Below are 25,455 nucleotides of genomic sequence, written 5' to 3' on the forward strand. Positions count from 1 at the left end.
ATAACCGCTGATGAGATAGCAAAAGTAGCCGAGTTCTTCTCTTTCGGCACAAACGACCTGACTCAGACAACACTCGGTATGAGCAGGGACGATGCAGGGAAGTTCCTGCGATTTTATGTGGATCATGACATATATTCCTATGATCCTTTTCAAAGGATAGATGAAAACGGTGTAGGCAAGCTTATGGAGATAGGCATCGAACTTGGCAGGAAGACAAGAAAAGATCTTAAGATCGGCATTTGTGGGGAACATGGAGGAGAACCAAATTCTGTTGAATTCTGCCACAGAATCGGTCTGAATTATGTGAGTTGCTCGCCTTACAGAGTAACCCTGGCAAAACTGGCAGCCGCAAGGGCAGCTGTAAAGGAAAAGAGGCTTAAAAGATAAGAAGTTCAGAAAATATGAATGCAGGGTGATTAAAAGACCCCGGAGAAAACTTTCCGGGGCTGTTTCAACCTGCTTTTCTATGAATGAGACTAAGACCCGCAGTTCATCAAGGAATGTCTGAATATCTGATTTAGCATACATCCCGGTCTTATTCTCAAAGTATGATTTTGCATTTTGTAAGACGGCAACCTTCTTTTTAATAGGTATGGGTTTCGGATATATTGATTCCGGTTTTCTTCTTTTGTATGCAATAAGCATTTTCTCTAATTTAACATTGGTTACAGGCATCTCCATTATTTCATCAAATATGGTAAAAAAGTCAGGACTTCCAAGGTTAGCGGCAAAGAGATATCCCTGGGAAACAGGCAGCGTTCCGGCAGTACGGTTTAATCACGACAGCGGAGTGACAATTACGTCCTGAATTTTAGGAACCAGTTTTAGGAGGGATATCGTGCGAAGTAGCGTCCGTGTTGACTTTCAGACGATTTCAGAAATCATTGACACTGTGTCAATGATTTCTTTTGCCAGGCTTTTGGGCTGCATTTCATAGCTTATCAACACACTCATCACCCCATCCAAATTGTACCCTTTATCAGGATGTTTTGCCTGAATATATGCAAGTATCTTTGGCCTGATCTATGGGATTTAATTCCAATTCTAAATCAAGGCTCTATCATCGTTGGCTTCGTCATCTGCTCCTCCGACGTACTATTACCGTACGCCTACGTCGCCTCTTCCTTGCCGCCTTGGTTTCATCCTTGATTTAGAATTGGAATAACCCCTCTCTCTGGAGATTCTCTGTTAGCTGGATGGCCAGTATTTCATCTTTTTGGGTGACTGTATTAAAAATTCTTACCGGGATTGTTTCCATACCGAGTTTTTGGGCTGCCAAATAACGTCTTTCCCCACAGAGGAGCAGGTACTTGTCGTCTTTTTGAGTTACAAGTATAGAATGTCCCCATGTTCCCCGGTACCAAAAACGGCCATTGAGGATCAATATATTGGATCTTTTGAACCCACCGGCTTTTAGCCGGTGGTGATTTAGTTGGGCCGGTTTTCAGCTTAAGGCATTGATGCCAAGCAATTCCCGCCCGATCGTAAGCTTATGCATCTCCGATGTGCCTCCCAGGATGGTGCTCATGATCGCATCCCGGTAATGATGCTCAACAGGATACTCGTCCGAGCAGCCATAGGCACCGTGCAACCGGATAGCTTCAGCGCTAACCCGCACTGCAAGCTCCGAGGCAAGCCATTTTGCGGATGAAAGCTCCTTAGCATGGGGTACGCCCTTGTTTTTCAGTTCAGCAGCATAATAGACTTGCCACCGCGTGGTCTCAATTTCGGCGTGCATGCGCGCCACTGTCTCCTGCACCAGTTGGAATCCTCCAATCGGTTTTTTGAATTGATAGCGCTCCTTGGCGTATTTGATGCACGCATCAAGACAGGACTGAGCCATTCCGATGGCGCCCGCGGAAACAAACAGGCGAGCAGTATCAATCCCTATCAGAGCATTTTGAAGTCCGCGACCAATATCCCCGACCAGATTTGCCTTTGGAACCCGGCAATCCATAAAAGACAGACTGGAGATTTCGCCGGCCCTGCCCCCCACCATGTCGCCACGTGTCGCGGTGAAACCCGGCACATCTTTCTCCACAGCAACCAGCGCCAGGCCTCGTGGGCCAAGTTCCTTTTCTGTCTGTACCAGAACGAGCACGACGTCCGCAATACTACCGCCCGTGATGAAATTTTTACTGCCGTTGATTATCCAGGCATCACCATCAATGGAAGCTTTTGTCTCAACAGCAGAGGCGTCACTGCCGACATTAGGTTCTACCGCAGCCATGGCAACAATCAGATTACCTGTGCACAAATCCGGCAGATATTTTTGTTTCTGCTCCTCACTGGCCACTTTACTCAGGATGGTGCCTGCAAGAACGGCATGGCCCAAAGAGATGAGCGTCTGCGTCCAGCTTGCACGGCTCAACTGTTCCCATACGATGGCCGCCGTGACATAGCCAGCCTCCATACCTCCGTACTTCTGAGGTAAATGAACTCCAAGCAAGCCCAGAGACGCCATCTTTTTAATCAGCCCGATATTCACTTCATGACGGCGCTCATAGTCTCGTAGCGTGGGCAGCATTTCTTTCTCGGCAAAATCATGAGCCATTTTCCTGGCCATAGCCTGTTCTTCGGTGAGATCAAAATTCATGAATGCCTCCTTTAGAGTGGAATATTGCCGTGTCTTTTCGCGTTACGTGCAATTCCTTTATTTTCAATCAATTTCAGGGAGCGGGTCAGACATCGCCTAGTCTCAGCGGGTTCAATGATATCCTGAACCCACGTCACCTCGGAGGCCAGGGCCAAAGGATCTGCATACAAGTCCCTGTATTCTTTGACTTTGTTGTTACGAAACTCCTCGGGATTCGGTGCTTTCTTGATCTCATCTCCATAAAAAAGGTCCACCGCCTGTGCAGCGCCCATGGCCCCCACCTCTGTAGTGGGCCAGCCAAAGACAAGATCCGTACCAAATCCCGGCAGTATGCCCATACCGAGCGCTGCTCCGCCATACACTTTTCTCAGTAGTATGGCCACCTTCGGGACAGAGGCTTCAGAGAGGGCATACAGGACCTTTGCGCCATGGCGGATTATACCGGCGTGTTCCTGTCCCTTTCCGGGTAGATACCCCGGCGTATCAACGAGAAGCACGATGGGAATGTTAAAGGCGTCGCAGAAACGGATGAACCTTGCCTGCTTGTCTGAGCTGTCTACACTCATGCAGCCTGCTTTTACCATAGGCTGGTTGGCCACGATCCCAACAACGCACCCGTCAAGGCGCGCAAAACCCACAATAATTTCTCCCGCAAACTCCCGCTTTATCTCGAAGAAATCGCCCTCATCAACAATTGCGTCGATCACCTTGTGCATGTCGTAGCCTTGAGTCGGTTGCCCGGGTACAATCTTCTCGAGAATAGCAGTTGGACGCTCAGGATCGTCTTGAGTGTCTTTTCTCTCTGACCGCATGTAGCAATTTTGGGGAAGATAGGACAGGAGTTTCTTGATACCATCAATGCAATCCTGCTCGGTTTTAACACGAAAATCGGCGACGCCCGTTACCTGACAATGGACCTTGGCGCCCCCCAGCTCTTCAAGCGTCACATCTTCGTGCATGACCGATTTTATGACGCGGGGACCGGTTATGCACATGTGAGAAAGTCCGTCGACCATGAAGATAAAATCCGTCAGGGCAGGTGAGTAGACTGATCCGCCTGTGCAGTTGCCCAATATGGCTGAAATCTGTGGGACTACACCGGAGCAGCGCGCATTCATAAAGAAGACAACGCCCGCGTGTTTCTCGTCGCTCACGCGGTAAGGATCATCGCTGCCGGCAACCTCGTGTCTGACAACCCGCGCGCCCGGCGAATCATTGAGGCCGATTAATGGTACGCCCATTTCAAAAGCCATCTCATGAATTTTGTACAGCTTTCTGCCGTGCATGTAGCCCTGCGAGCCGCCCATCACGGTGGCATCGTGTGAAAAAATGCAGACCCTGCGGCCGTCAATCGTTCCATGTCCAACCACGATCCCATCGCCAGGGGCACCGATGCGGTGCTTGACCAGCATGTTGAATTCATTGAAGCTGCCGGGGTCGAGGAGCAGATTGATTCGCTCCCGGGCACTCAACTTACCCTTCTCGTGTTCCTTGGCGATCTTCTCGGGACCGCCTCCTGTCGAAGCCGCTGCTTTGACGTCGCGAAGCCGTTTTATGCGCTCTTTCATAGTTACACTCCTATTAGGTTAAGTTTCCAATATCACGCGGGCTCTCACAGCCGCGCAGTCCTAACTCGACTATATTTATGACCCGTACTATTGTACCACTCCAAAAGTCAGTTTCTCCACTAAAGAATTATAGTTACAGATAATATAGCCTCAGGGGCTGGTGGCTTGAAGGCCGGAAGACTAACACGCTGGACTGACCAGTTTTTGGGGAGCGGTCAAACAAAATGCCAGGCGTTCGCGCATTTCATATGGTTATTAGTACATCCAGGCAGGGACCTGATATGCAGATTTGTAAGTGAAAAAGAAATTGTCCGGGAATGGGCAGCGGCAAGCGCTTCTTTATGTAATTCCTGCCTTTCGGAAACCGCTCAGTTGTGCTTCTCGCGGATGTTAAAAAGAGTCATCCCGATAGGAAATAAACAACCGCATTTTTTAGGTAATCCTTGCTCTTATGATTTTCTCTACCCTGTCTCATCAGGTCAACTGTAGACTCTTACCATTTGGGTTAAGGGTTTGCAGTTACAGTCTGCCGAAAACGCTCGTGCACCCCTCACACCTGCGGAACAGGTTTTTTAACCGGTTTGATTGGCACAATCTCAGGGGCTGTTTCAACCTGCTTTTCTATGAATGAGACTAAGACCCGCAGTTCATCAAGGAATGTCTGAATATCTGATTTCGCATACATCCCGGTCTTTTTCTCAAAGTATGATTTTGCATTTTGTAAGACAGTAACCTTCTTTTTAATAGGTATGGGTTTCTGATATGTTGATTCTGGTTTTCTCCTTTTGTATGCGGTAAGCATTTTCTCTAATTTAACATTGGTTACAGGCGTCTCCATTATTTCATCAAATATGGTGAAAAAGTCAGGACTTCCAAGGTTAGCGGCAAAGAGATATCCCTGGGAAACAGGAAGTTTTCCTGCCTGAATTACGTCCTGAATTTTAGGAACGAGTTTTAGGAGGGATATCGTGCGAAGTAGCGTCCGTGTTGACTTTCCGGATATTACAGCGATGACGGACACAGTGTCCGTCACTTCCTTTGATACAGAGTCAGGCTTGAGGTTATAATTCATTATTTCGCTCATTACCCCATCCAGATTGTACCCTTTGTCAGGGTGTTTTGCCTGGAAGTAGGCAAGTATGCCATTGGCCTGATCTATGGGATTTAAGTCTTCTCTCTGGAGATTTTCCGTTAATTGGATGGCAAGTATTTCATCTTTTTGGGTGACTGTATTAACAATTCTTGCCGGGATTGTTTCCATATCGAGTTTTTGGGCTGCCAAATAACGGCGTTCCCCGCAGAGGAGCAGATACTTGTCGTCTTTTTGAGTTACAAGTACAGGCTCTAATACACCCTTGTCTTTAATTGACGACATAAGAGCTTTAAATGACTCGCTTGTTGTGTCAACGGCTGAACGAATCTGTTCTTCCACTATAATGCTTCCCATTGGCAGGTACAGAAATTCCGGGTTTTCCACTGTTTTCTTTGTTGCCATAATTACCCCCTTTGTTTTAGTGAATAGTGAACAGTGAATAGCAACACACCCCCTTGCTGGGGTGATTTATCAAGGAGTAACTTTACAGAAAAGGTTGAGATACTCAGAAGCGATAACCCGTTTACTGCCTTTATCGCTGTCCACTATATACTATATACTATTCACTATTCACTGCTTTTTTATGATTTAACTTAAGATGATATTAACTAAGATGCCCCGTAAAAATCTGTATATATTGATATACTATTTCAAATATTATTTTCAAGAATATTTTGAATAAAAATACAAAATATTTACAAACTTTTATCCGGCCTTTCTACGTGAACTCTATTGCCTCTGTGAGAGACAAATGCATTTGTAGTTTTTTCTCCCGCCCACTTCCTTATGGTTGTTCATGATCTTCCGCCTGCGATGGGGATGTTGTTTCTTAGCGTGCATAAAATGGAAAGAGCATGGAGAAGTGTAACCCATGTACCAGGATTATACCAAAAAACGCAGATAACCAGTCGTTACATTGGTAATTACGGCTCTTGGTGAACTTCACGTTACCCCTAGAATTAATGTGCAATCATTAGTTGCATTATGCTATTCCGAGATATATAATGATAGCATGTTGCAATAAAGATATTCGGAGGAACGATTATGGCTACAGCAGTAAGAATATCAGAAAGACTTGTAGATGAAGCAAAGAGATTTGGACGAATTGACCATAGGTCTTTAGCCGGGCAGATTGAGCACTGGGCACAAATGGGCAAATGTGTCGAAGAGACGAACTGGATCACGGAGAGAAGACTGAATACACATTCGGATAGACATCTATGAAAGTATATCAGTCAAAATCATTTGAGAAGAAAGTCAAGAAGATGTCTAAACCTGAGAAAGACTCGTTGGATCGGGAAATAAATAAAATTGTGGAAAATCCATGCATCGGAGAGGAAAAAAAAGGTGACCTGCGAGGAGTATTCGTACATAAGTTTAAACTTAAGACTACGCAGTACCTGCTTGCATATCGAAAAATTGGTGAAGATTTGGAGCTTGTCATGATCGGTCCCCATGAAAACTATTATCGGGATTTGAAGCAGTATTTGAAGACTTGATGAAGCCGGGTAACGAAACTATGCCGCCAATCGGCCTAAAATCAGGCTTCTGGCTGACCTTTGTTACTACTTTTGGTAAATCACAATACTTATCTGCGCCACAGATGCTCGAATTGTAAGCGCTAAAAAGGGTTATCCAGTCATGGACGTGTTACAGGAAATTTGCTAAGTTAAATATTATGAAATTTGAACGAGGAATCACAGGCTAAGAAAAGGAGGAAGAAAGGATTGAGAAGACGCAAAAGGATTATAGGCAATTTACTTTCGGGACCGATGTTTCAACCTGTATGGGAGTCCCTTCACAAACTATCTTTGCACAGAATGAACTATGGACGCGGGGCAACGGTTGAAGGAGGCGGGGAGAAATGGATACTAAGGCATCTGAAGGAAATATTCAAAGATAAGGAACATCTGGTTATCTTTGATGTGGGTGCGAACAGCGGTCAATATACCACTGAATTGCTTAAATCATTCGGGAACAAGGCTGATATCTTCTGTTTTGAGCCAAATACGGAAACTTTTAACCTGCTTGTGCAGAATATGGCCGGCAAGAATAATGTTCATTGCTTTAATGTCGGTCTAAGCGACGCAGATCATGAGGCGCTTATGTATTCAAACGGAGCAACTTCCGGAATGGCGTCCCTTTACGATAGACACCTGAGTCACTCAGGCATCACAATGGCGCCGATTTCTACTGTGAGCCTTACCACACTGGCCGGGTTTTGCCAACACGCTGGTATCGATCAAATAGACTTCCTGAAAATAGATGTTGAAGGACACGAACTGAGCGTATTAAAAGGAGCTTCCGGCATTGTTAAGCCAATCAGCTTCATTCAGTTCGAATTTGGAGACTGCGGTATAGACTCAAGAACTTTTTTTCGCGATCTATTTGAAACGCTGAATCCAGATTATAATGTATATCGTATTCTTCATCATGGCATGAGAAAAATACACCGATACAGTGAATCTCTCGAAATTTTCAAAGTAACCAATTATTTCGCAGTTCTCAGAACAAGAAATGACTCCTGATGCCAACAGAAATAATAAACATGGCAATCAGTGAGAATCTCTACGGCTGACTTGGTGAGCAAGAAGGCACGTACGTTTTTTGCCATATAATTCATTTGTTTTTTCGGATGGAGTAATGGTAAAACCTTATCAATGAAGGACTTAATCGGTTATATTGCAGCCATACTTACAACGTTTGCCCTGCTGCCTCAGATTATGCGAATCTGGAAACTCAAGGAAGCAAGAGACATTTCAATTTTTATGCCGCTTATGACAACAACCGGTTCAGTATTATGGCTCATCTACGGCATTTTGATCAATGAAGTACCCATAATAGCAGCAAATGTCATATATTTGTTCTTCTCATTGACAGTACTGTTTTTTACGATAAAATACCGTTAGCATAATACAAAAGAGGTTTATAACTATGAAAGACGAACACGTATTATACAGCCATCAGGACACGGTAGCTGTTATAACCCTTAACCGGCCTGAAGTAAAAAATGCTTTCAGCCCGGAAATGATATCCCTCTGGGAAAGATATCTCAAGGAAGCAAAACAGGATGACTCAGTAAGGGTTATTATCGTAACAGGCAATGGAGATACTTTCTGTTCAGGCGGGGATATAAAGGACATGGCAGAAGGAAAACTCCTTTCATGGGGCATGAAAAACTTCCTCTGGGAAGGTGTGCATCGGATTGTCCTTACCATGGAAGACCTTGACAAACCTGTCATTGCAGCAATCAACGGAGCTGCCATGGGAGCTGGCATGGATATGGCCCTTATATGCGATTTGCGTGTCTGCTCAGACAGAGCAAGGCTTGCCGAATCATATATCACAATGGGTCTGATACCCGGAGATGGCGGCGCTTATTTTCTGCCCCGTCTTGTGGGCACATCAAAAGCTCTGGAACTGCTTCTTACCGGCGAAATGCTCAGTGCTTCAGAGGCCCTGGATCTTGGGATTGTAAATAGAGTCGTTCCCCATGACTTGCTTATGGAAGAAACCATGAAACTGGCAGAAAAAATTGCCAATAAACCGCCTCTTGCTGTGAGAATGATGAAAAGGGCAGTATATCAGGCTCAGACAAGCACCTTAAGGGCTCACCTGGATTATATATCCTCGCAATTGTCTTTGCTTTCAGAAACAGAGGATCATAGAGAAGCTGCCCTGTCGTTTCTCGAAAAGAGAAAACCGGTTTTTAAAGGAAAATAATTATCGGGGAAGCGGAACGCGAGCATAAACCAGCCCGCTTGAGCGGGCGAGAGGGGGAGGCTCCACGGACTTGGTTCGTGGAGGGGGCGACCGGGTACCCGCTTGCGGGTGTCCCGGTAAATGAAGCCGCCGGAGCATAATGAGCCTGTTTGTCCGGGACAACTTGACACCGATACTTATGATGATAAGCTGTAACAAAAGAAAGGGGCAGGAATAAAAACCCTGCCCCTTTCTGCATCTTTTATTTATATGCTATGTGCCTGATGCTACTGTGTCAGACAAATCTCTATGGCCTCATCCATCTTCTCGATAAATTTGAAACGCATATTTTCTTTTATGCTTTCAGGCACTTCTTCAAGGTCTTTTTCATTTAATTTTGGCAGGATTATGTTCTGTATCCCTGCCCTCTTTGCTGCAAGCACCTTCTGCTTGATTCCACCCACAGGCAGCACAAGCCCGCGTAATGTAATCTCCCCAGTCATAGCCACATCATTTCTTACAAGCTTATCCGTAATAAGCGATACAAGAGAAACAAGCATGGTTACGCCTGCAGAGGGTCCGTCTTTCGGGATAGCTCCTTGCGGAACATGGACATGCAGGTCGTTTTTCTCAAAAAAATCCTCGGGAATCTGATACTCTCCTGCCTTACTCCTGATATAACTTAACGCCGCCTGGGCAGATTCTTTCATAACATCACCAAGCTGACCTGTAAGAGAGAGATTCCCCTTACCTCTCATCTTGGTTGATTCTATAAAGAGAATTTCGCCGCCGGTAGGAGTCCAGGCAAGGCCTGTTGCAACGCCTGAATACTTTGTTCTCTCAGCAATCTCTGAGAAAAACTTTATCGGTCCGAGATATCCATGAATGCTATCCAACGTGACTATCTTTTTTTCTGTATCTCCTTCTGCAACCAATTTAGCTACTGCCCTGCAAATCGTTGCTATTTCCCTTTCAAGGTTTCTTACACCCGATTCCCTTGTATATGAACGTATAATGATTTTCAGCGCCTCATCTTCAAAGGCAATCAGGTCTTCGTTAAGACCATGTTCAAAGCGCTCTTTCGGAATAAGAAACTGTTTGGCAATCATTACCTTTTCTTCCTCAGTATAACCGGGGAGTTCGAGGACCTCCATCCTGTCCTTCAGAGCAGGAGGGACCGGATCAAGCATGTTTGCCGTTGCAATAAACATAACCTTGGACAAATCAAAGGGCACTTCAAGGTAGTGGTCGCTGAAGGAAAAATTCTGTTCGGGGTCCAAAACCTCGAGCAAGGCGCTTGAGGGGTCTCCCCTGAAATCTGTTCCGATTTTATCTACTTCATCAAGCATAAATACAGGGTTATTGGAGCCCGCCTTTTTAACCCCCTGGATAATCCTGCCCGGCAAAGCGCCCACATATGTTCTCCTGTGTCCCCTGATCTCGGCTTCATCCCGTATGCCTCCAAGGGAGATCCTCATAAATTTTCTTCCCAATGCTCTGGCGATTGATTTGCCAAGTGATGTTTTGCCCACTCCCGGGGGGCCTACAAAGCACAAAATCGGGCCTTTCATATCCGACTTAAGCTTTCGAACAGCAAGATACTCAAGGATTCTCGTTTTCACCTTTATAAGGTCGTAGTGGTCTTCATTGAGAATTGTATTTGCACCGGCAATGTCAAGATTATCCTCTGTCTGATTTGACCAGGGGATTTCGGTGAGCCAATCGAGATAAGTCCTTGCAACAGTATACTCTGCCGACATGGTGCTCATCTTGGAAAGCCTGTCAAGTTCTTTTTCAGCAACCTTTTGTACATCAGGAGTCATCTTCGCATCAAGTATCTTTTTCCGTATCTCATCAACTTCCGACATTTTATCATCGGTATCGCCAAGCTCTTTCTGAATTGCCTTGAGCTGTTCTCTCAAATAGTATTCTCTCTGGGTTTTATCGATGCCTTCTTTCACATTAGTCTGAATTCTACTGCTCAGCTCAAGGGTCTCGACCTCCCTGTTCAGAAATACCGTGACTTTTCTCAGCCTCTCCTTCAGGTCAATCTTTTCGAGGATCTCCTGTTTTTCAATAACACTGATATTTATGGTAGAGGCAATAAGGTCTGCAAGGTTACCTGGATTTTCTACCTTCGTTGCAATCTGGGAAAGCTCTGAAGAGAGATAAGGCGCCATGTCTATAGCTTTTTTAAAAAGGTTTCTAAGGTTTAAATACATTGCATCTACTTCAATATCCTTCTGGTAATCCTCAAAAATAGGCATTATTTTTGCCTGCAAATGCGGCTCTCTCTGAGTAAATTCGATGAGTTTAAACCTGCATAAACCTTGAATTACTACCCGCTGACTCCCATCTACCATTTTCACCATTTTCATAATTGTGGCAATGGTGCCTACCGTATAGAGGTCTTCCATATCCGGATCTTCTATATCCGGATTTTTTTGCGTTATTATCGCAATCATCTTATCCATATTCATTGATTCATCTATAAGTTTTATAGAACGTTCTCTTCCTACTATAAGCGGCATAACAAGGTCAGGATAAGCAACCGTGCCTCGAAGCGGCAATACGGGAAGTTCTGAAGGATAAAATATTCTGTCTTTTGTGCCTTTATCGTTTCTCAAACCTATCACCATTCAATCCCCCTATTTCTTCACGTCCTCAAATTCAGCATCCACCACATCGTCATCACCCTTGCGGCCTTCCTGCTGTGTTTTCTGTTCTTCCGCGCCCTGTCCGGCACCACCTGTTGGTCCTGCTGTCTTTTTATACAGCACCTCGGCAAGCTTGTGTGAAGCCTTTGTAAGTTCATCCATTGCACTCCTGATTTTATCGGAATCGCCGCTCTTTAAGATGTCTTTTGCTGAAGCCATTGCATCTTCAACGGGCTTCGTGTCTTCATTCGTCAGTTTATCTTTATTGTCATTCAGTGTTTTCTCAGTCTGGTATATAAGATTATCAAGCTGATTTTTTGCTTCGATATCCTGTTTTCTCTTTCTGTCTTCTTCAGCATTCACTTCAGCATCATGGACCATCTTCTTTATTTCGTCTTCGCTCAAACCTGTAGATGCTGTGATCTGGATATTCTGTTCCTTGCCTGTGGCAAGATCTTTTGCATTCACATGAAGAATGCCGTTTGCATCAATATCAAAGGTAACCTCAATCTGAGGAATTCCTCTCGGGGCAGGCGGTAAGCCTATCAGTTGAAATCTTCCAAGTGTTCTATTGTCCCTTGCAAATTCCCTTTCCCCCTGAAGCACATGGATCTCTACGCTCATCTGGCTGTCTTCGGCAGTGGTAAAAATCTGGCTCTTCTTTGTAGGAATTGTAGTATTCCTTTCAATGATCTTCGTCATCACTCCGCCCAATGTCTCAATACCGAGTGAAAGCGGGGTCACATCAAGAAGCAGTACATCTTTCACTTCACCGGCCAGTACGCCTGCCTGGACTGCTGCGCCAAGGGCCACAACCTCATCAGGGTTCACGCCTCTGTGTGGTTCCTTGCCAAAGAAGCTTTTTACAATTTCCTGAACCTTGGGAATTCTTGTGGACCCACCCACAAGGACAACTTCATCTATTTTACTGAAATCCAGTTTTGCGTCTGCCATAGCCCTTTTGCACGGTTCAACCGTCTTCTGCATTATATCATCGGCCAGTTTTTCAAGCTCAGCTCTGCGAAGCTTCATATTCAGGTGTTTCGGACCCGCGCTGTCGGCAGTTATAAAAGGAAGGTTGATCTCAGTCTCAACTGCTGTTGATAACTCAATCTTTGCCCTCTCCCCTGCCTCTTTGAGCCTCTGTAAGGCCATCCTGTCCTTGGAAAGATCAATGCCCTGATCCTTCTTGAATTCCGCAACGATCCAGTCTATGACAAGCTGGTCTATGTCGTCGCCTCCAAGGTGGGTATCGCCATTAGTGGATTTTACCTCAACAACATTGTCGCCGACTTCCAATATGGAAATATCGAATGTGCCTCCGCCAAAGTCGTAAACAGCGATGGTTTCATCCTTTTTCTTATCAAGCCCGTATGCAAGCGCAGACGCTGTCGGTTCATTGATGATACGCAATACATTAAGCCCTGCAATCCTTCCCGCATCTTTTGTTGCCTGTCTCTGGGAGTCATTAAAATAAGCCGGTACGGTAATGACTGCATCTTCTATAGTCTGACCAAGATATGCTTCGGCAGATTTCTTCAGTTTCTGGAGTACAAAAGCAGAAATTTCCTGAGGAGTATACTGTTTTCCCCTTATATCAACTCTTACATTACCTTCCTGATCCGCCACTACTTTATAGGGAACAGTCTTTATTTCTCCCTGTACTTCATTATACCTTCTTCCCACAAATCTCTTAATCGAGAAGATTGTATTTTCAGGATTTGTAATGGCCTGTCTTTTTGCGGTCTGCCCTACAAGCACTTCACCGTCTTTCGTGAATGCAACCACGCTTGGTGTTAACCTGCTACCTTCCTCATTTATTATTACCTTCGGCTCACCACCTTCCATAATCGCTACAACAGAATTGGTTGTACCGAGGTCTATACCGATCACTTTTTTTGCCATATGTAATATCCTCCTGTGCTTTTTTAAGTTTTCAGGTTAATATAGTGCCCTTACAAGATGTTGTCAACATTGCAGAGGGAATAAATTTATACTGTTAATCCGATCAATTGATTCCTCGAAGCTCTGCTTCGGGGTGACCACATTTCCTCGCCCCTTGAGGGAGAGTGCAGGGTGAGGGGGGGGATAATCATGTTCCCCATTCCTCTGATACCTCGCAGCTCTGCTGCGGGGAGGTTCATTTTTTTTATTTCTGTTATAAAATAAGGTTGCAAATTAAACCACATTATCAGAAACTATCTGAAAGGGGTAAATATTAACCTTATTATAGACCATGATCTATGTCTAAGTCATGGCAATTTCATTAAAAGGAAGGGCTTCGATGAATAGTTATGACATTGTTTTTATCGGTCACACTGCAACAGGCGAGATCGTTCCTTTTGAAGACACTCCTTCTTTCGGAACAGGAGGAGGCGCAGCTTTTTTCGGAGCAACAGCGGCTGTTTGTTGCGCTAAAAAAATTGCAATGGTAACAAAAATGTCTAAAGAAGATGCTCATGTTATGGAACCCTTAAAAGCCATGGGCATCGACATTTATCTTCAGCCTTCTTCTGAGACTACACACATGAAGATCGTTTATCCGACTGCGAATGTTGATGAAAGACAAATCTTTCAAACCAAGAGCGCAGGGTTTTTCCGGATTGAGGAAATGCCTCCCCTGGAGCCGGGATTAATCCATCTCGGCGCTCTCAGCGACCAGGAATTTACCCTGGAGTTTATGAAGGGACTTAAAGCACGCGGATTTCGCTTATCAATTGATATGCAGGGTTTTTTATGGGAGGTAGATCAACAGACACGTGCCATTCGCTACAAAGATTTACCTGAGAAGGAGGAGATCCTGCATATGGTCGAAACGGTAAAATTGGATGTAGCAGAGGCAAAAGCCCTGACAGGAACAGACGATCTTAAAAGAGCTGCTGCTATAGTTGAAGATTGGGGATGTCTTGAAACAATTATAACGCGTTCAGATGGTGTATTGGTATACAAAAACGGGGAAAGCTATTTTGCGCGATTCTCAAACAGGAGCGTTGAAGGAAGAACAGGGCGCGGTGATGCGACAATTGGGGCATATCTTGCCCGGAAAATAGACCATTCCATTGAAGACGCCATAAAATTTGCCGGAGCCCTTGCATCGATTAAGATGGAGGCTAAAGGACCCTTTATGGGTACCCTTGAAGATGTTCTGAAAAGAATGGAAGAAACTGAAGTTGTAGTCCCTTAATGTTATTTGAGGAAAAGCTGAAAATCTACTCCAGGGCAAAATTATCCCTGAAACAAATCTGGCAGCACAGTTTCATTTCGAGCAAGGTCGAGCAACAGCAAGAATTACAGATGGCAATATGCCCATTCAGTCCTTTCCCTGGTGGTTATTTTTATCACAAATGCGCACACTGCGTGGTTCCCCAGAGGCAAAGACTACGGATTGAAATGCGCCCCTTAGTACGTTCCTTGATGAATATTTTTAACACCTACAACTAAGTAATTAAAAATAAATATGTTATCGACAATTACGAACTGAAATGTGGTATAACGATTGAGCTAAGCTGCTGGCGTCCTCGCCAGTCAGCTTCAGCGAATGGTTAGGCAAAAGATTCCAGAAAAGGGTTGCGTCTCCTTTCTTTACCGGTTTTTCTTTAACCGGTTGTTTTTGCAGTATCTTTAAATTTTGCCTTGACAGGAGATTATAGGATTGTCCCCCTTTACTTCATTGTGTGTCTAAGTTTTCCACGAAATGAAGGTTTCGCAGGCACGCCTGAAGCTATGACAGTCCGGGTCTTGTCCTAAAAAGTCGCCTGTATGAACAACGGCATTCTGTCTACAAAGTCCCCCACAAAGATACTTAATTTTGCAGAGGGAACATTTTGGTAGATTGTCCACAGTAAGAGAAGAAAAACTTTTTATTTTATGAATTGTTTCCTCCCAATCGAAGTCTATTCCCAGAATATTTCCTATCTTATGGGCATCCATACCAGAAAACCGGCGACACGGAAAAATGTTCCCGGAAGGATCGATCATAAAATTCCCTTTCGTAAGGCCACACCCTTTCCTTTTGAATTTACCCTCCACGAAGAGGTCATATCTGTCCGAAAATGAGGTAATGCCGATTTCCCCTTTTAAGTTTTTGGTGATAATATCCAGATTGATGAAATGGAATTTACGAGTATTGTGGCTAAGTTCTATCGAGTTAGTGATGGCTCTGCCTTGAGAGAATACCGTACTCACTTGAAACGAATTTGCGCCTAACCGTATGCCAAGATTAATTGTATTTTCGATATAAGGATAGTTGAAATCTGTGGAGGTAAAGACCAAATTAGTATAAACACCGTACTTGGCAAGGTTTTCAATTCCCTTAACAGTTTTTTGGAAAGCCCCAGGAGATCTCATTGCATCATGAATTTCAGGTGAAGGTCCATCTAGACTTATGCTTACCACAAGAATATTATCCAATTGTGATAGTAATTGAGCAGTTGTGTTGTCTATAAGCGTGGCATTAGTCTTGATCATGACTCCATTATTATTCAATGTCGTCAATTGTAATAATGAGAGGAAATGTTTATGTAAAAACGGTTCTCCACCACTAAAGTCTATAATCCCAATTTGTTTATCTTTTAATTGTTCCCAAACAGTCAAAAGTAAATTTTCATTGACGTCATGATTATTAATAATATCTCCAAGGTAACAATGAGCGCACGATAAATTACATTTGTATGTAATATCCCAGCATAGTGCATCAATCTTAGATACATTGACATCAGTGGTACGAAGTAAACCAAAGTGATTTAATTTCTTTATAAATTTGGCTACGTCTTCGCTTATTTGACCTAGTGGAATATGTGCATAATCATTACATAATTTAGAAACTATATGATCCTCAGTTTGTCCATCTTGCAAACACTCAATAATCGTCTTACCGGTATTGTTAAATTGATAGCTTGCACCATTTGTCAAGTCGAATAGCGTTATTCCAGCATTGTTCTTTTTAATGATAAGTGAATCGATAAGCATCTAGTCTCCTATTGCGGGGTTATCAAATATCAGTAGAAGTCTTAACCTGCATGTGATGCAAGACGTGCGATACTCCGGTGTATGAGGTCAGGAGCTTTGATAAATAATTAGCATAGGCGACGCAGATACCGGAGTTTTGTTCGATTGCAGAAGTCACCCCTTGCGCATGTATAATTAACCAATTGCCAACCATATTGGTTGAAAGCAACGGTGCAACAATAGTATATGGCTAAAGGGCCATTTTTTTCTAAGATGTTCTCTGCCCAAAACCATTACAGCTATTACGCCCAAAGAGTAGAATCACTGCGATGGACTTTCGTTTTATTAACAGTCTCCGACTCCAGCACCGGTGCACCCGCATCTATCTGTAGCAAATATTAGTGGCCGCTCATAATCTGCCGGTATTTTATTAACGCCTTGTTCAAATTGCTCTTTTGAGATCTCATAATTATTCAATAAGTCTTCAGGAATCTCATAATACCTTTCACATCTTTTAATCAAAATAGACATAACATACCTCCTAATTTAACCTCTATTTTTTAAGATTTACCTGGTAATTATTTCCTAAAGTAAGGCTTTCACCAGCCCTAAAAAATCTTACCTGTTTCCTTGCTCCCTAAAGCCTCATATTACCATCACCTCCTTTTTTGCCAAGCAAAATGTCGCCTAACACCTGGGTCACTGGGGGCCCGCCTTTTGGGCGAGGTACGCGATCCAGTGCACCCGGTCGTTAGGAGTCTTATACTCTTTAGCTCTTTCTTCATATGTAAGGTACATTACACTTTCTTTATCTTCATTATGGTCTTATCAAGAGTATCCACGCTCCGACGGAACCCAGTCCTAGATACGGTTGCAGTTCCATTCTCGTGAGCGATTACGGAATAAGGTTCTTCAAAGCAAAACTCCTTTCCATCCACGGACCTCTTGAAGGAAACGGAAAGCAGAATAGAACGTCTAACGAGCTCCAAACCTTCTGGTATTTCAGTTTCTGCACCAATCTCAGTAGCGATGGCGAAGTATCGGGCAATATCGCATTGCAGAGAGGTTTTTGGTTTCAGCTTCTGATTCCATGTCCGTGTGTCAATACACCTCATAATCGGGGAGGGAGTGCCGTCAGTGTGTCGATAGATTGCCGAAACCTGCATGTGAATAGTATCAACATCACATCCCGAATTGTTGACGAGCTTAGCGGATCGCGTAGGATCGTGCAGAATGTCCTCTGGTATTAGCAAGTCTATGCGTGGCTCAACTTGAAGTTCAACTAACTTCTTCGTCAAATTCACGTAGCGCCACGTAACAAAAACCAGCACAATCGTTGCAAAGCCCTGAATGATTGTACTTATGACGGGTAGGTCTTGCATGATTCTAACTCCTAACTATCAACATACTGCATGCAGTAATTTCCCAAATATTAGTATTTGCCATGAAAGATGTCAACAAATTAAATAATTAAACATTGAACAATAATACCCAGAAAATCAGATAGATACAATACATTTCAAAAATAGATGACGGGACAAATTTTGCAATATAACATTAACATTCCGATGTTATATTGCATGCAGTAATTGCTCACTATCGATCGGAGAGAAACTAATCTTTCAGAAGAATCACCAAATTTATTGCCATTTGAAATGTTAAACTTTTAGAGATAATGACATAAACTCGACTTCAGGAAGGAGTTTGTGCCTCAGGCAAATATCATGGGGTGAGCATTTCAGGCTGAAACGGTTAGCTTCGGGCAAAAAACACGCAGTATTAACCTCAGAAAGACTCAGAAATTTACATGCAATTCCTGTTGACAAAATATCCCTTCTTTCGTTAAAATAATTGATATACAGAACGATGTTCTATATACAGAATAATAAAACATAGATTAAAAGGCCAAGTGCACAGGCGAATCAAAAAAAACTATTCAACAAAATAATGTGTTCCATTGGCTGGATATAATACTGGTTAAGGAGGACGAAAATGAACAACGGTCACTGGATGACGGCAAAAGATGTATTAAAGGTGAATGCATTTAAATGGCCGGATAAGATAGGCGCTAAAGATCTATACAAGGAATATACATTTAAGCAGTGGAATGAACGTTCATGCAGGCTTGCAAATGCGCTCACAAATATGGGCATGAAGAAAGGCGACAGGTTTGCCGTTCTTGCATACAACTGCGTGGAATGGATGGATATCTATGCAGCAGCTGCAAAAGGCGGGTTTATTTGCGTACCTATTATGTTCAGGCTTTCTGCGCCGGAAATGGAATATAATATCAACAACAGCGAATCCAAAGTATTTATTGTTCAGGGCGGAGCAGATCCGAGAGACGGTAAGGCATACCCATGGATAGACATAGTAAACGGCATGAAGAAGAATCTTCCTTCAGTAGAAAAATATGTTTCCTTTTCCTCTGATAATCATCGTTATGAAAACTTTATCTCCTTTGAAGATGCAATAGCCGCGGCAAGCCCGGAAGAACCGGCTGTGCAGGTAGATGCTGATGACATCTGGGTTCTTATGTACACAGGGGGTACAACAGGCAAACCTAAGGGTGTTATGAAAAGCCATGCAAATATGTTTGCGCAGTTTCTTATCATGATTTACGACCATGTCTTTGGTTTTAATGACACGAATCTTCTTGTCATGCCCTGCTGTCACATCAATTCGCTGAACTATTCCTTTGTTGTCACCTGGGTGGGGGGAACGGTTATGTGCTACAATATGATAAGCTTTGATCCTGAAGACCTGTTGAAGACTTTCTCCGACCACAGGATCACCTTTACTTCCCTTGTGCCGACTCATTATATCATGATGCTTACCCTCCCTGATGAGGTGAAGCAAAAATACGACCTCACTTCTGTCAAGAAACTTCTTATCTCTTCTGCTCCAGCCAGACGCGATACAAAGCTCGGTATCCTTAAGATGTTTCCGAATTCCCAGCTTGACGAGGCCTATGGCTCAACAGAAGCAGGCTGCGTCACAATCCTGAAACCGGAAGAGCAGCTTGCAAAGCTTGGTTCATGCGGACGTGAGTTTATCGGCACAGATTTGATAAGGCTCTATGATGAAAATGGCAATCTTATTACAAAACCGAATACGGTTGGCGAGCTTTATTCGAGAAGTCCCATGCTCTTCGAGGGCTACTGGAAAGACCATGAAAAGACAGCATCAGTTATGAAAGACGGTTTTTTCACTGCCGGCGACATGGCTTACAAGGATGAGGATGGGTATGTTTTTCTCGTTGACAGAAAGGCGAACATGATCATCTCCGGCGGCGAGAATATCTTCCCGTCCGAGGTGGAAAATATTGTAGGCGGACATGAGAAAGTAAAAGATGTGGCGGTCATTGGCGTGCCTCATGAGAAATGGGGCGAGCAGGTCACAGCCGTTGTTGTGCTTCATGAAGGGCAGACGGCAACTCCGGAAGAAATTTCCTCGTACTGTAAGGGCAAGATCGCAGGCTACAAAGTCCCCAAGAATGTAATTTTTATCAAGGACGATGAGATGCCGAGATCAGGGCCGGGTAAGATACTTCATAGAGCATTGAGAGAAAGATATGGAAAATGGAGCGATCATCAATAAAGGCATCTGTTTAGCCCGTACCGCGGGCGAGAGAGGGGAGGCCGGGGTACGGGCTTTAGCGGGTCGTGGCTTAATGCCGGTGGAGGGGGCGACGCAAGCCCCATGAACAATGGCAATGCCGAGATCAGGGCCCGGTAAGATACTTCATAGAGCATTGAGAGAAAGATTATGGAAAATGGAGCGATCATCAATAAAGGAGATAAGGGTATGAAAAAAATAATGCAAGGGAATGAGGCGATTGCAAGAGGTGCCTGGGAGGCAGGTGTAAGTGTGGGATGTGCCTATCCGGGGACGCCAAGCAGTGAAATTATGGCTGAAATATCCAAATATGATGAAGTCTATACGGAATGGTCCCCTAACGAGAAAATAGCAGTGGAAGTTGCCCACGGCGCTTCCCTTGCCGGTGGAAGGGCGATTGCATGTATGAAACATGTAGGACTGAATGTAGCTGCCGACCCTTTTATGACCATTACTTACACAGGCATTAAGGGTGGTTTTGTCGTTGTTGTAGCTGATGATCCCGGACAGCATAGTTCCCAGAATGAACAGGACAGCAGAAACTGGACCCGTTTCGGAAAGGCCCCAATGCTTGAACCGGCTGATTCTCAGGAGTGTAAGGATTTTACGAAAATAGCCTTTGATATGAGCGAAAAATTTGATACTCCCGTGCTTTTAAGGACCGAGACCAGGGTTTCACACTGCGATTCCACTGTTGAACTGGGTGAAAGAAAGGAATCTGCAATTCAGAAAGGTCTTGACCAAAAAGATACGCCCAAGTATGTCATGGTTCCCATGTATTCCAGGGTAAAGCGGATTGCCCTTGAAGATAAAATAAAAAAACTTGCTGCATATGCAGATACCGAATTCCCATACAATGTTATGGAGATCAATGATCCTTCAATAGGTTTTATCTCGTCAGGTGTTTCCTATCTCTATACAAAGGATGTTTTCCCTCAATATTCCTTTTTGAAGCTGGGTATGGTATGGCCGCTGCCAAAGAACATGATTGCCGAATTCTTTAAAAAGGTTAAAAAGGTAATTGTAGTGGAAGAACTTGACCCTTTTCTTGAAACAGAGATCAGGGCAATGGGCTACAAAGTCTGGCACGGTAAAGACCTGATCCCGTCAGTAGGTGAATTGTCAACAGGTATAGTCAAACAATCGCTTATAAAAGTTGTGGAGGGCAGGAAATATAAACCACCGAAAATAATGATAAAACCGGAAGACTTGCCGAGAAGACCGCCGAATCTCTGCGCCGGTTGTTCACACAGGCCGTTGTTCTATGCTCTGAAAAAACTTGGATTGTATGTGTTCGGCGATATTGGCTGTTATGCGCTGGCAGTTGCACCGCCCCTTGCTGCCATGCATGCTTCAACGTGTATGGGTGCCGGTGTCGGTGGCGCTTATGGCGCAGGGAAGGTTCTCGGCAAGGAGGGGCTTGGGAAGATCTGTGCGGTGCTCGGTGATTCCACATTCCTCCATAGCGGTATCGGACCATTGATGGACACGGTTTACAACAAAGGCTATTCAACTACAATTATCCTTGACAACAGGATTACGGCCATGACCGGACAACAGGAAACGCCCGGCACAGGATATACGATCAAAGGTGAACCTGCCAACATGGTCGACTATGAGCAGATAGCAAGAGCTTTGGGTGTCAAAAATGTGAGAAAAGTAGACCCATATAATATTGAAGCAACAATGAAAGTAATCAGGGAAGAAGTCAACAGGAATGATGCCTCAGTTATTATCACAATGAACAGTCCTTGTATGCTCCTGCGCAGGACAAACCCCTTAGGAAAATTCAAGTATCCGGTGTATTTAATTGACACTGGTATGTGCAGAGGCTGCAAGGTCTGCCTTGAGATCAACTGTCCTGCAATAAGCTGGCAGGAGGGTAAAGGTCAGACAAAGGACGGCAATAAGAGAAAAGGGACAGTGTTTATCAACAAAGACCAGTGCGTCGGCTGTGAGGTCTGTGTTCAGGTCTGTAAATTTAAAGCCATTACACCAGGAGCAAGATAAGGGGGGCGACGCAAGCCCGGCGTATACAATGTCAGGGTGATAAATAGCTCGCACAGCGAGCGAGAAGGGGAGGCTCCGACGGCCGGGGGACCCACCCTGTGAGTGGGTCGCTGGAGGGGGCGACGCAAGCCCCAGAAAATAGTAAGGGAGGCGATTATGACAGAGAATGGAAAAGTCACAAATATATTTCTTTCAGGTGTTGGAGGTCAGGGGACGATTCTTGCGAGCAACATTCTTGCTGAAGTATTCCTCAACACAGGGTATGATGTAAAAAAGGCTGAAGTTCACGGTATGGCACAGAGAGGCGGAGATGTTACCACTCATTTTCGATTCGGTAAGAAAGTATACTCGCCGCTTATTGAGTACGGCGAGGCAGATTTTCTCCTGTCCTTTGAGCTGCTTGAAGCTGCACGATACATAAACTGGGTGAAGCCTGAAGGGAAAATTATCATCAATAGACAGGCAATTCTCCCGCCTGGCGTAAGCCTTGGGCAGGCAGAGTATCCCGGAGATATTGAAAGGACATTCAGGAAATACTTCAAAAACAATGTCTGGATAATTAACGGGCAGGAAATGGCGCGGGAACTTGGTAATATTCAGGCTGCAAACGTGGTGCTTACAGGTGCCTTTTCCAATTTCTTCCCCAAAATCAAGGAAGAACAGTGGACAAATGCGATAAAGGCGCTTTTGCCGGCAAAACTTCATGACCTTAATGTGAAAGCATTTTATGAAGGCAGGATGGCTGTTTAGGAACTCAGGAGGTCTCTTTGGATAAAAAAGAACAGGAAAAGAAATCCGAATATAATGGCTTGGTTCCTGCGGTAGATCAAGCAGCAAGAATCCTGCTCTGCCTTACAAAAAGCCCGTCCCAGAAGATGAATCTCACAGAGATATGTAAAGATGTCGGTATATACAAGAGCAAGGGGTACTCGATTCTCAATACCTTGCAGAAGTATGGTTTTGTACAAAAAGATCCTGCCGGGAAAACCTACTTTCTGGGGCTTGGACTGATATCCCTGTCAAGAAGGGTTCTGGATGGCTTAAATTACAGCGAAACAGCAGGTCCCTTTCTTGAAACTCTTGCAGAAAAGACCCACAGCACAGCCCTGTTTGGTATCATAAACGATGGAAATGTTTTTGTTGTAGCCAGGCAGGAGGCGGATAAAGACATCAGTGTTACAATCCGTCTTGGATACAGATTCAACATTTCCCACGGCGCCCATGGAAAGGCAATAGTCGCTTTTCTGCCGGAGGAGGAGCGAGAGAGCATACTCAGACAGGATAAACTCTTTTTTCATGGCGATGCCTCAAGACTGGATCGCAACAGGCTGGAAAAGGAGCTTACGAAATGCAGGCAAACAGGTTTCGCCTTTGATATGGGTGAATTAAATGCAGGCATCAATGTCATTGCCTCTCCTGTTTTTGATTCACATGAGAGATTGATCGGATCTCTATTTATCATGGGAACATTTCCTGAGTCACGCATTGAAGAATATGGCGCCATAGTTACTGAACATGCCGGAAAGTTCTCTGCGATGCTTGGCGGCAGACAATGAACATACGTATAAATATTGTGGTGTTATGTAGTTGAAAATAAAGGGGGTTAAAAATGACTGACATTAATGTCCATATCGGTGAGATGCTGGCAAGAAACGGCAGGATGTATCCTGATGATATTGCCCTTGTCGAAAGGATGCCGGCGGAGGGTAAAAGGTTTATCATAACATGGCGTGAATTTGATGAGCGTGCTAATTGTTTTGCCAACGTTCTTTTGTCAAAAGGCATTAAAAAAGGCGATAAAGTCATGCACCTAATGAATAATTCCATTGACTGGCTTATTGCTTATTTCGGTATAGTGAGGACAGGCGCATGGGTAGTGCCTCTTAACTTCAGATTTATGAGCAACGACATCCAATATTGTGCTGATGTGGCTCAACCAGATATTTTTATTTTCGGCGAAGAATTTGAAGAAAGAATAGAGCCTATCAATGCCGGATTAACCTCTGTTAAACACTACATCTGTACAGGCGAAAAATGTCCTTCCTATGCCGAATCATTTTCTCGGCTTCTGACCGGATCGTCTCCAATGCCGCCGATCGTAAACATTACTTTCGAAGATCCCTGCGGCCTTTATTTTACTTCCGGCACAACGGGTCAACCGAAGCCGATTCTGCTTACTCATTTAAATATGGCAACGGCTTGTATTACGGAAAACATGCACCATTTCCAGACAAAGAAGGACATCTTCATACTCATACCGCCCCTTTACCATACAGGAGCGAAGATGCACTGGTTTGGCAGCCTTATTGTAGGAGGGACTTCCGTAATCCTGAAAGGAATTTCCCCGCAATGGACTCTTGAGGCGGTGAATGAGGAAGGAGGAACCATTGTCTGGCTTCTTGTGCCCTGGGCTCAGGATATATTGCTCAAACTGGACAGCGGCGAATTAAAATTAAAGGATTACAAGCTTTCCCAATGGCGTCTCATGCATATAGGCGCACAGCCGGTCCCGCCTTCCCTTATTATCCACTGGAAGAAATATTTTCCGGATATGGCCTATGATACTACTTATGGTTTGAGCGAGGCCACAGGACCGAACTGTGTCCATCTGGGGATTGAGAATATCCACAAGGTCGGCGCTATAGGACGTCCCGGCTTCAACTGTGAAACAAAGATTGTCGATGAAAACCGTAATCCTGTAAAGAAGGGCGAGCCGGGAGAACTATGTGTCCGCGGCAATGGTGTAATGCGTGAGTATTACAAGAATCCTGAAGCAACGGAAAAGGCACTTATAAACGGATGGCTTTTTACCGGTGATATGGCAAAAGAAGATGAAGACGGCTTTATCTATATTGTGGACAGGAAGAAGGATGTCATTATTACCGGCGGTGAAAATGTCTTTCCTGTTGAAGTTGAAGATTTCCTCCACACAAACCCCTGTGTTAAAGATACCGCAGCTATCGGCATTCCTGATGAGCGGCTTGGAGAGATTGTTGCCATTGTGGTTGATGTGGTCCCCGGCAAAATGCTTACCGAAGAAGAGGTCCTTGCATACTGCGAGAAACTGCCGAAATACAAACGTCCCCGAAAGGTCTTTTTCGGTGAGATTCCAAGGAATCCTACCGGCAAAATAGAGAAGACAAAACTGAGGAAAAAGTATATAGGCATGGAGGAAGCATTCAAGATAAAGTAATGGTTGGAATAAACCACCGGCTAAAGCCGACGGTTTATTCCAACATGTATAGAACCGAAGACGATCCGGAC

The 25,455-nt window shown here is 44.3% G+C and carries 21 protein-coding genes; 12 read left to right on the plus strand and 9 right to left on the minus strand.

Going from position 1 to position 25,455, the window contains the following annotated elements:
* Positions 1–387, plus strand: a 387-nt coding sequence (locus tag NT010_05335) for a pyruvate, phosphate dikinase (GenBank protein ID MCX5805479.1), incomplete at its 5' end; no start/stop codon positions are given.
* Positions 388–1,150: 763 nt separating this feature from the next.
* Here the strand turns inward: NT010_05335 and NT010_05340 are convergent.
* From NT010_05340 to NT010_05355, 4 genes are all read right to left on the minus strand, one after another.
* Positions 1,151–1,384 (minus strand): ParB N-terminal domain-containing protein, encoded by a 234-nt coding sequence (locus tag NT010_05340; GenBank protein ID MCX5805480.1) that lies wholly within the window; start codon positions 1,382–1,384, stop codon positions 1,151–1,153.
* Between the two features lie 60 nt (positions 1,385–1,444).
* A complete protein-coding gene (locus NT010_05345; GenBank protein MCX5805481.1) occupies positions 1,445–2,596 on the minus strand; it encodes an acyl-CoA dehydrogenase family protein in 1,152 nt (383 codons plus the stop codon).
* An 11-nt stretch (positions 2,597–2,607) separates the two neighbouring features.
* Positions 2,608–4,164, minus strand: a complete 1,557-nt coding sequence (locus NT010_05350) for an acyl-CoA carboxylase subunit beta (GenBank protein ID MCX5805482.1) — start codon at positions 4,162–4,164, stop codon at positions 2,608–2,610.
* Positions 4,165–4,714: 550 nt separating this feature from the next.
* Positions 4,715–5,659 carry a ParB/RepB/Spo0J family partition protein gene (locus NT010_05355; protein MCX5805483.1) on the minus strand — a complete coding sequence of 315 codons (945 nt, stop codon included), beginning with the start codon at positions 5,657–5,659 and terminating at the stop codon, positions 4,715–4,717.
* Positions 5,660–6,301: 642 nt separating this feature from the next.
* Here NT010_05355 and NT010_05360 point away from each other — a divergent pair.
* The 5 genes from NT010_05360 to NT010_05380 all read left to right on the plus strand — a co-directional run bounded on the left by NT010_05360 (position 6,302) and on the right by NT010_05380 (position 8,980).
* Positions 6,302–6,481: a hypothetical protein gene (locus NT010_05360; GenBank protein ID MCX5805484.1), complete on the plus strand. Its 180-nt coding sequence runs from the start codon at positions 6,302–6,304 to the stop codon at positions 6,479–6,481.
* A complete protein-coding gene (locus NT010_05365) occupies positions 6,478–6,756 on the plus strand; it encodes a type II toxin-antitoxin system RelE/ParE family toxin (protein MCX5805485.1) in 279 nt (92 codons plus the stop codon). The genes NT010_05360 and NT010_05365 overlap by 4 nt, the downstream gene beginning before the upstream one ends.
* Before the next feature lie 228 nt (positions 6,757–6,984).
* Positions 6,985–7,785, plus strand: a complete 801-nt coding sequence (locus tag NT010_05370) for an FkbM family methyltransferase (GenBank protein MCX5805486.1) — start codon at positions 6,985–6,987, stop codon at positions 7,783–7,785.
* Positions 7,786–7,917: 132 nt separating this feature from the next.
* Positions 7,918–8,166: a SemiSWEET transporter gene (locus NT010_05375; protein ID MCX5805487.1), complete on the plus strand. Its 249-nt coding sequence runs from the start codon at positions 7,918–7,920 to the stop codon at positions 8,164–8,166.
* Positions 8,167–8,191: 25 nt separating this feature from the next.
* Positions 8,192–8,980, plus strand: a complete 789-nt coding sequence (locus NT010_05380) for an enoyl-CoA hydratase-related protein (protein ID MCX5805488.1) — start codon at positions 8,192–8,194, stop codon at positions 8,978–8,980.
* A gap of 266 nt (positions 8,981–9,246) precedes the next feature.
* Here NT010_05380 and lon read toward each other — a convergent pair whose 3' ends face one another.
* Positions 9,247–11,598 carry an endopeptidase La gene (gene lon, locus NT010_05385; protein ID MCX5805489.1) on the minus strand — a complete coding sequence of 784 codons (2,352 nt, stop codon included), beginning with the start codon at positions 11,596–11,598 and terminating at the stop codon, positions 9,247–9,249.
* Positions 11,599–11,607: 9 nt separating this feature from the next.
* Complete coding sequence (dnaK, locus tag NT010_05390; protein ID MCX5805490.1) at positions 11,608–13,521, minus strand: molecular chaperone DnaK; 1,914 nt, start codon at positions 13,519–13,521, stop codon at positions 11,608–11,610.
* Positions 13,522–13,900: 379 nt separating this feature from the next.
* On the opposite strand from dnaK, the gene NT010_05395 reads away from it, so the two are divergent.
* Positions 13,901–14,800 carry a PfkB family carbohydrate kinase gene (locus NT010_05395; protein ID MCX5805491.1) on the plus strand — a complete coding sequence of 300 codons (900 nt, stop codon included), beginning with the start codon at positions 13,901–13,903 and terminating at the stop codon, positions 14,798–14,800.
* A gap of 494 nt (positions 14,801–15,294) precedes the next feature.
* Here NT010_05395 and NT010_05400 read toward each other — a convergent pair whose 3' ends face one another.
* From NT010_05400 to NT010_05410, 3 genes are all read right to left on the minus strand, one after another.
* A complete protein-coding gene (locus NT010_05400) occupies positions 15,295–16,584 on the minus strand; it encodes a PqqD family peptide modification chaperone (protein ID MCX5805492.1) in 1,290 nt (429 codons plus the stop codon).
* Positions 16,585–16,908: 324 nt separating this feature from the next.
* Positions 16,909–17,094 (minus strand): hypothetical protein, encoded by a 186-nt coding sequence (locus tag NT010_05405; GenBank protein MCX5805493.1) that lies wholly within the window; start codon positions 17,092–17,094, stop codon positions 16,909–16,911.
* 266 nt (positions 17,095–17,360) lie between these two features.
* The gene (locus tag NT010_05410; protein MCX5805494.1) at positions 17,361–17,945 is read right to left on the minus strand and encodes a hypothetical protein; all 585 of its coding nucleotides are present in this window, start codon (positions 17,943–17,945) and stop codon (positions 17,361–17,363) included.
* Positions 17,946–18,555: 610 nt separating this feature from the next.
* On the opposite strand from NT010_05410, the gene NT010_05415 reads away from it, so the two are divergent.
* The 5 genes from NT010_05415 to NT010_05435 all read left to right on the plus strand — a co-directional run bounded on the left by NT010_05415 (position 18,556) and on the right by NT010_05435 (position 25,384).
* The gene (locus tag NT010_05415) at positions 18,556–20,163 is read left to right on the plus strand and encodes an AMP-binding protein (protein MCX5805495.1); all 1,608 of its coding nucleotides are present in this window, start codon (positions 18,556–18,558) and stop codon (positions 20,161–20,163) included.
* A gap of 207 nt (positions 20,164–20,370) precedes the next feature.
* On the plus strand, positions 20,371–22,191 hold the full coding sequence (gene iorA / locus NT010_05420) for an indolepyruvate ferredoxin oxidoreductase subunit alpha (GenBank protein ID MCX5805496.1): 1,821 nt from the start codon (positions 20,371–20,373) through the stop codon (positions 22,189–22,191).
* Between the two features lie 156 nt (positions 22,192–22,347).
* Positions 22,348–22,941: an indolepyruvate oxidoreductase subunit beta gene (locus NT010_05425; protein MCX5805497.1), complete on the plus strand. Its 594-nt coding sequence runs from the start codon at positions 22,348–22,350 to the stop codon at positions 22,939–22,941.
* 17 nt (positions 22,942–22,958) lie between these two features.
* Positions 22,959–23,747 (plus strand): IclR family transcriptional regulator, encoded by a 789-nt coding sequence (locus NT010_05430; protein ID MCX5805498.1) that lies wholly within the window; start codon positions 22,959–22,961, stop codon positions 23,745–23,747.
* A gap of 53 nt (positions 23,748–23,800) precedes the next feature.
* Positions 23,801–25,384, plus strand: coding sequence for a class I adenylate-forming enzyme family protein (locus NT010_05435; GenBank protein ID MCX5805499.1), 1,584 nt, complete (start codon positions 23,801–23,803; stop codon positions 25,382–25,384).
* Positions 25,385–25,455: the final 71 nt, after the last annotated feature.

The organism is Pseudomonadota bacterium (assembly GCA_026388275.1).
Classification (GTDB): Bacteria; Desulfobacterota; Syntrophorhabdia; order Syntrophorhabdales; family Syntrophorhabdaceae; genus JAPLKB01.

Coding starts and splice junctions, on each gene's coding strand:
- NT010_05345 (MCX5805481.1), bottom strand. CDS start 2,596: ATGAATTTTGATCTCACCGAAGAACAGGCTATGGCCAGGAAAATGGCT.
- NT010_05350 (MCX5805482.1), bottom strand. CDS start 4,164: ATGAAAGAGCGCATAAAACGGCTTCGCGACGTCAAAGCAGCGGCTTCG.
- NT010_05355 (MCX5805483.1), bottom strand. CDS start 5,659: ATGGCAACAAAGAAAACAGTGGAAAACCCGGAATTTCTGTACCTGCCA.
- NT010_05360 (MCX5805484.1), top strand. CDS start 6,302: ATGGCTACAGCAGTAAGAATATCAGAAAGACTTGTAGATGAAGCAAAG.
- NT010_05365 (MCX5805485.1), top strand. CDS start 6,478: ATGAAAGTATATCAGTCAAAATCATTTGAGAAGAAAGTCAAGAAGATG.
- NT010_05375 (MCX5805487.1), top strand. CDS start 7,918: ATGAAGGACTTAATCGGTTATATTGCAGCCATACTTACAACGTTTGCC.
- NT010_05380 (MCX5805488.1), top strand. CDS start 8,192: ATGAAAGACGAACACGTATTATACAGCCATCAGGACACGGTAGCTGTT.
- lon (MCX5805489.1), bottom strand. CDS start 11,598: ATGGTGATAGGTTTGAGAAACGATAAAGGCACAAAAGACAGAATATTT.
- dnaK (MCX5805490.1), bottom strand. CDS start 13,521: ATGGCAAAAAAAGTGATCGGTATAGACCTCGGTACAACCAATTCTGTT.
- NT010_05395 (MCX5805491.1), top strand. CDS start 13,901: ATGAATAGTTATGACATTGTTTTTATCGGTCACACTGCAACAGGCGAG.
- NT010_05400 (MCX5805492.1), bottom strand. CDS start 16,584: ATGCTTATCGATTCACTTATCATTAAAAAGAACAATGCTGGAATAACG.
- NT010_05405 (MCX5805493.1), bottom strand. CDS start 17,094: ATGTCTATTTTGATTAAAAGATGTGAAAGGTATTATGAGATTCCTGAA.
- NT010_05410 (MCX5805494.1), bottom strand. CDS start 17,945: ATGCAAGACCTACCCGTCATAAGTACAATCATTCAGGGCTTTGCAACG.
- NT010_05415 (MCX5805495.1), top strand. CDS start 18,556: ATGAACAACGGTCACTGGATGACGGCAAAAGATGTATTAAAGGTGAAT.
- iorA (MCX5805496.1), top strand. CDS start 20,371: ATGAAAAAAATAATGCAAGGGAATGAGGCGATTGCAAGAGGTGCCTGG.
- NT010_05425 (MCX5805497.1), top strand. CDS start 22,348: ATGACAGAGAATGGAAAAGTCACAAATATATTTCTTTCAGGTGTTGGA.
- NT010_05435 (MCX5805499.1), top strand. CDS start 23,801: ATGACTGACATTAATGTCCATATCGGTGAGATGCTGGCAAGAAACGGC.